Source organism: Chamaesiphon sp. VAR_48_metabat_403, from assembly GCF_031422475.1.
Classification (GTDB): domain Bacteria; phylum Cyanobacteriota; class Cyanobacteriia; order Cyanobacteriales; family Chamaesiphonaceae; genus Chamaesiphon.
This window is the reverse complement of sequence record NZ_JANPLS010000386.1, coordinates 1-6,737: the sequence shown is the minus strand read 5'-3', so window position 1 is coordinate 6,737 and position 6,737 is coordinate 1. Positions and strand designations below refer to the sequence as shown.

The following is a 6,737-nucleotide window of genomic DNA, read 5'->3' as shown; positions in this document are numbered from 1 at the left end:
GAATGTGTTTCTAGATATTCCTAAAAATAACGTAGTCTCTTTTATCGGCCCTTCTGGTTGCGGTAAAAGTACGCTATTACGCTGTTATAACCGCTTGAACGATCTGATTCCCAATGCCAGAGTAGAAGGTGCTATTACCTACCGAGGTAACAATCTCTACGATTCTAGGATCGATCCAGTCGAAGTCCGGCGGCGAATTGGCATGGTATTCCAACAGCCAAATCCATTCCCCAAATCTATTTATGACAACGTTGCCTTTGGATTAAAAATTGCTGGTTTTAAAGGCAACATCGACGAGCGAGTGGAGCAATCGCTCCGCAGAGCAGCACTGTGGGAAGAAGTCAAAGATAAACTCCAGCAAAGCGGTTTATCGCTTTCTGGCGGACAACAACAGCGGTTGTGTATTGCCCGAACTATCGCCGTCGAGCCAGAAGTAATCTTAATGGACGAACCCTGTTCGGCACTCGATCCGATTTCCACCGTCCAAATCGAAAATCTGATCCACGAGTTAAAAGATCGGTTTACGATTATTATTGTTACCCACAACATGCAACAGGCGGCACGGGTGTCCGACAAAACGGCGTTCTTTAATGCCGAAGCTGGTGCAGGTGGTAGCCGATTCGGTTATTTAGTAGAGTACGACGACACCCGCACTATCTTCAATTCTCCCAAGGAAGAGCGCACTCAAGAGTATATCAGCGGTCGCTTTGGCTAAATTTGGTTAGATGTTCGCCACTTTAAATTATTTCCCAAATAGGGGCAATTCATGAATTGCCCCTATTTGAATTGGCTAATCGCAGATTTAGATCGATTGCCCATCACCCTTTAAAAATTCGATAAAACCTTCTAAGCTGAAAATCAGAGCCTATTTGAATCGTTTAAAGATCTGTAAAAATCGATTCCCCCAGTCCCCCAGTCCCCCCGTCACCCCATCCCCTCCCCACTGACTTAAACGATGGCTTTTTCTGCACTGATTCGTACCCTCGAACGCTCCCAACTAACGGCGGAACTGCTCTCAAAACTACAGCAGCAAGCAACGCTGCATTTGAGTGGATTACCTCGGTTGCCCAAAGGCTTAGTGGCTTCAGCATTAGCACAAGCCTCCGAACAACATTTATTAGTGGTAACGGCGACGGTAGAAGAAGGTGGCAGGTGGGCGGCGCAATTAGAGGCAATGGGGTGGAAAACCGTCCACTTCTACCCGACGACGGAATCATCGCCCTACGGGGCAAATAGCATCGAATCTGAGATGATTTGGGGACAGATGCAGGGGTTGGCGGAGGTGCGATCTTTGCGAGTTCCAGGAGCCGAAGTGGAAACGGGGGGACGAGTCGCGATCGTCTGTACCACGTTGGCTTTGCAGCCACATTTGCCGTCGCCAGAAGAGTTTGATGCGCGATGTTTGCGGTTGCAGGTGGGTGATGAGGGCGATGTCGAGCGGCTCGGTACTCAGTTGGTAACTTTGGGCTACGAGCGCGTGCCGTTGGTAGAGACTGAGGGACAATGGAGTCGGCGGGGGGATATTATCGATATTTTCCCGGTGGCGGCGGAATTACCCGTGCGGCTGGAGTGGTTTGGAGATGAGTTAGATAAGTTACGAGAATTCGATCCGAGTACGCAACGTTCGCTCGATAAAATTGAGAGTCTAATTCTTACCCCGGTAAATTTTGGGACGATCTTTGGCGAAGATAATGCAGTGGCTCATTACTCATTATTAGATTATTTACCAGCTAATTGTCTAGTCGCGATCGATGAATTCGATCGATGTCAGGCACATAACGATCGGTGGTGGGAGTATATTCAAGAGGAGTGGGAAACATTACCCGCCGGGACTACAGTTTGGCACCAGAAGTTTGGTAGTAGTGTTGCCAAGATTGCGGAGCGATTTAAGTATCTACAATTAGATGAATTAGCTGTCAGTGGTGAGGGTTTAAATTTAGCCTGTCGATCGATTCCGACGATTCCCCATCAGTTTGCTAAAATTGCCGAAACTCTGCGGGGTTATCACAAACAAAGTTATTCGAGTTGGTTGGTATCCGCACAACCATCGCGATCGGTATCGTTATTACAAGAACACGATTGTCCCGCTCAATTCGTGCCCAATCCGCGCGATTTTCCGGCAATCGATAAGTTACAAATTCAGCATACGGCAGTAGCGATTAAATATTCAGGCGTGGCAGAATTAGAAGGCTTTATTTTACCCACGTTTCGGATGGTATTAGTTTCCGACAGAGAGTTTTTCGGACAGCAATCTTTAGCAAGTTTTAGTTATACGCGCAAGCGGCGACAAGCGGCATCTAAGCAAGTCGATCCGAATAAATTGCGTCCGGGCGATTATGTGGTGCATCGCAATCATGGACTGGGTAGATTTGTCAAGTTTGAAAGTATTCAGACTGATGATACTTTGCGCGACTATTTAACGATTCAATATGCCGATGGTTCTTTAAAAGTCCCAGCAGATCAGGTGGGAGTATTATCGCGATTCAGACAAGCAGCAGGAGCAAAGCCAGAGTTAAATAAACTATCGGGACAAGCTTGGGAAAAGACTAAAGCAAAAGTCAAAAAGTCGATTAAAAAATTAGCATTCGACTTGCTGAAATTATATGCCGAGCGATCGCAAAAAGAAGGTTTTTCTTTTCCACCTGATGCCCCTTGGCAACAAGAATTAGAAGACTCATTTCGCTATCAACCCACACCCGATCAATTGAAAGCAACCCAAGATGTCAAGCGGGATATGGAAAGCGATCGACCGATGGATCGTTTGGTATGTGGGGATGTTGGTTTTGGCAAAACTGAAGTAGCAATTCGGGCGATCTTTAAAGCCGTTACTGCGAATAAACAAGTGATCTTTCTCGCACCGACGACAATTTTAACTCAGCAACATTACCATACCCTTAAAGAACGCTTTGCCCCCTATCCAATTAATGTTGGATTGCTGAATCGGTTTCGGACTGCTGAAGAACGCAAAGATATTTTACAACGCCTCAAAACTGGCGAATTAGATATCGTCATCGGTACCCATCAACTCCTCAACAAAGAGTTGAGATTCAAAGATTTAGGATTATTGACGATCGATGAAGAACAACGATTTGGAGTCAATCAAAAAGAGAAAATTAAAACACTCAAAAGTCAGATTGATGTTTTAACCCTTTCCGCAACACCCATTCCCCGCACCTTATATATGTCCCTTTCTGGTGTGCGAGAAATGAGCTTAATTACCACACCGCCACCATCCCGCCGACCGATCGCCACTCATTTATCACCTTATAAAATAGATGCGATCGCGACGGCAATTCGACAAGAACTCGATCGCGGCGGACAAATATTTTATGTAGTGCCTCGCATTGAAGGTATTGAAGAAACTGCTGGCAAAATTCGAGAACAAATTCCCTCTTGCCGGATTGCGATCGCCCACGGACAAATGGACGAAGCCGAGCTAGAATCGACAATGTTGACATTTAGTAATGGCGATGCCGATTTACTCGTTTGTACGACAATTATCGAATCTGGTTTAGATATTCCGCGCGTGAATACTATTTTAATTGAAGATGCTCACCGCTTTGGTTTATCCCAATTATATCAATTAAGAGGGCGCGTCGGACGGGCGGGAATTCAAGCTCATGCCTGGTTATTTTACCCCAAGGAATCAACCCTATCTGAGACAGCCAGACAGCGGTTAAAAGCAATTCAAGAGTTCACTCAGTTGGGTTCTGGTTATCAACTCGCCACCCGCGATATGGAAATTCGAGGTGTCGGGAACTTGTTGGGTGCCGAACAATCGGGACAGATGGATGTAATTGGCTTTGACTTGTATATGGAAATGTTACAAGAAGCAATTAAAGAAATTCGCGGGCAAGAAATTCCGCAAGTTGACGATACTCAAATCGAACTCAAAGTAACGGCGATGATTCCTGCCGATTATATCTCCGATTTAGAGCAAAAAATGAGTGCTTATAGATCGGTAGCCGCCGCCGATACCAAACAAGAACTAGTCAATATTGCCGCCGAATGGCACGATCGCTATGGTGAAATTCCTAAACCAGCTCAACAATTATTCCGCATCGTCGAACTCAAACAAATTGCCAAACAACTCGGCTTTAGTCGGATTCGTCCCGATGGAAAACAACACATTGTTTTAGAGACACCAATGGCGGAACCCGCTTGGAATTTACTCGCCGAATATCTAACCGATAGTTCTCGATCGCGCTATGTTTATAGTACGGGTAAAGTCACTGCTAGAGGCTTAGGCGTATTGCGCCCGAATGAGCAAGTAGAAACCCTAATTGATGTGTTGAGCAAGATGGAAGGGGTACTAATGACTAGTAGTTCTATTGTCTAAGTTAACGATCGTCTACTCAATCAGTTTCTAATATTTTCTTTAAATCTTTTAAGAGCAGAAATAAAGACAATGAATCGATCGGACTAGGCTCAAAATTAAACTTTTCGTACCAGAGTTTTAGATCTAAATTTTTAGCATTGACGAGTAAAGCGCGGATACCTGCCAGATCGGCTGCTTGAGCGGTACGTTTGAGCGCATCTTTAAGTAAACCTTTACCCACACCACGATTCTGAAACTGTCGATCTACAGCCAAACGTGCCAAAATCATGACTGGAATTGGATGCTTTGGTTGTCCTTTAGTTACTCGACTAGGAGCTTGGGAATGGATAACCGAACCCACTGTTAAACTATAGTAACCAATAACCGCATCTTCATAAATACCGATATAAGTTTGACTACTGTTAGCTTTTTGATTCTGGTAAGCATATTTATGAAGAAATTGATTTAGTTCTGCTTGTCCACAATCAAAGTCAGTTACTAAATGAGCAGCAGTTAATTTTTCAATATATGGTTGAGACTCAAAATCGGACATCAATCAAAAACCCCTGGTTCAGTCAGTAGTTTTTTGAGCTGAGGCTTCTCTGCTACGGGTCGATCTAGTGCGGCTTGAAATGCTTGCCAGCGATCGTCATTAAGCACAAATAATCGGCGATCTGCTAGAGTTGCTTCTGCTGCTTGCAACCCATTTTCTAACAAAAATTCGCTCACACTTTTGTGTGAAGTTGCGGCTGCTTGTTGTAGCAATTGCTTTGCTGCTACAGTAGTACGCACATCAATTCGTTCGGTCTTCGATTCTTTAGCATTCATTGTTAATTATGAAATTTTAGACGCTGCTAGCTAATATTATACACACAATGTCAGGACAACGACTTGATTGAAGCCCCTCGACGGTAAATACTACCGTAATAACACTCCACCAGGCGCGATCGAGTAGCTGATAATTAAATTAGTAATTTAGTGCCGTCACTCCCCCAAGATCGTGCCACAATCACCAGAACCATCTTCAACGCCCCAGCCCACACCAACGCCTCCGACACCCAATGTTTGGACGCAGCGACTCACAGGCGGCTGGCATCAGGCGACAGATAAAGTGATGCAAATTTTACCTGTAGATAAAGCCGCACAAACAGTTAGTAATTGGTTTCGGGTAGATGAAACTCAAGTTGCCGAAATTTTGGCAACAGTGCGCGCGCAATTACCCACTACCGAAGCCTTATTAATTGGTAAACCCCAAGCGGGTAAAAGTTCGATCGTGCGGGGATTGACGGGGGTATCGGCAGAAATTGTCGGACAAGGATTTCGCCCGCATACTCAATCGACAACCCGCTATAATTATCCTTCCAGCGAACTACCATTATTAGTATTTACAGATACAGTTGGATTGGGCGATATCGATCGCGATACCAATACTCTGATTCAAGAACTCATCGGCGATTTAGAAGCCGAAACCAGTCGCCCGCGCATCATTATTTTGACAGTGAAAATTAATGATTTCGCGATCGATACGCTCCGCCAAATTGCTAGAGAATTACGTCAAAAATATCCACAGATTCCCTGTTTACTCGCAGTCACCTGTCTGCACGAAGTTTATCCCACCACTCAAACCGAGCATCCAGACGAACCCATCAGCATCGAGGCAGTCGATCGTGCCTTCACAGGCATCCAGCAGGCGTTTGTCGGGCTATTCGATCGGGCGGTACTAATTGACTTCACTTTGGCAGAAGACGGCTACACGCCCGAATTTTATGGCTTAGAGACAATGCGAACGACTCTTGCCGATCTCCTTCCCGAAGCCGAATCGAGAGCGATGTCGCAATTACTCGACAGTGGTAAATCTACCAGCGATGGCGAAAGTGACAAACTCGGCAATATCTATCGCGATGTCGCTCGTCGCTATATTTTACCCTGTGCGATCGCCGCAGGTGCCGTCGCCGCAATTCCCTTACCCTTCGCTGATTTACCCGTACTTACCGCCATTCAAGTCTCGATGGTAGGCTTATTAGGTAAATTATACGGGCAAACCCTGACTCCATCTCAAGCAGGTGGCGTAGTTAGCGCGATCGCAGGTGGCTTTGTCGCCCAATTAATCGCCCGACAATTAATTAAATTTATCCCTGGTTTTGGGAGTGTTATTTCGGCTTCCTGGGCGGCGGCTTATACAGTAGCATTAGGCGAAGGTGCTTGCGTATATTTCGGCGATCTGATGGGTGGTAAAAAGCCGGATCCGCAGCAAATTCAAGCAGTGATGGCGGCAGCTTTTAGTAGTGCCAAAGAACAGTTTAGAGTAAGTTGAGATTGCGATCGAATTAATTGCTGAAAATTAGTAGGGGCAATTCATGAATTGCCCCTACTCTAAGTTTAGAGTGAAATTGAATAATATCGAATCATTCAAAATATC

The 6,737-nt window shown here is 45.3% G+C and carries 5 protein-coding genes; 3 read left to right on the top strand and 2 right to left on the bottom strand.

Annotated elements, in window-relative coordinates; all coding sequences use genetic code 11:
* Both pstB and mfd read left to right on the top strand, forming a co-directional pair.
* A partial coding sequence (gene pstB, locus RMO79_RS18410) for a phosphate ABC transporter ATP-binding protein PstB (protein WP_310484696.1) occupies positions 1 to 715 on the top strand: 715 nt, incomplete at its 5' end.
* A 240-nt stretch (positions 716 to 955) separates the two neighbouring features.
* Positions 956 to 4,339: a transcription-repair coupling factor gene (gene mfd, locus RMO79_RS18405; protein WP_310484695.1), complete on the top strand. Its 3,384-nt coding sequence runs from the start codon at positions 956 to 958 to the stop codon at positions 4,337 to 4,339.
* 16 nt (positions 4,340 to 4,355) lie between these two features.
* On the opposite strand, the gene RMO79_RS18400 is transcribed toward mfd, so the two are convergent.
* On the bottom strand, positions 4,356 to 4,871 hold the full coding sequence (locus RMO79_RS18400; RefSeq protein ID WP_310484694.1) for a GNAT family N-acetyltransferase: 516 nt from the start codon (positions 4,869 to 4,871) through the stop codon (positions 4,356 to 4,358).
* Entirely contained in the window at positions 4,871 to 5,146 is a 276-nt protein-coding gene (locus RMO79_RS18395; protein ID WP_310484693.1) for a DUF1778 domain-containing protein, read from the bottom strand. The genes RMO79_RS18400 and RMO79_RS18395 overlap by 1 nt, the downstream gene beginning before the upstream one ends.
* Positions 5,147 to 5,318: 172 nt before the next feature.
* Here RMO79_RS18395 and RMO79_RS18390 point away from each other — a divergent pair, with 172 nt between their 5' ends.
* Positions 5,319 to 6,632: a YcjF family protein gene (locus RMO79_RS18390; protein ID WP_396136634.1), complete on the top strand. Its 1,314-nt coding sequence runs from the start codon at positions 5,319 to 5,321 to the stop codon at positions 6,630 to 6,632.
* Positions 6,633 to 6,737: the final 105 nt, after the last annotated feature.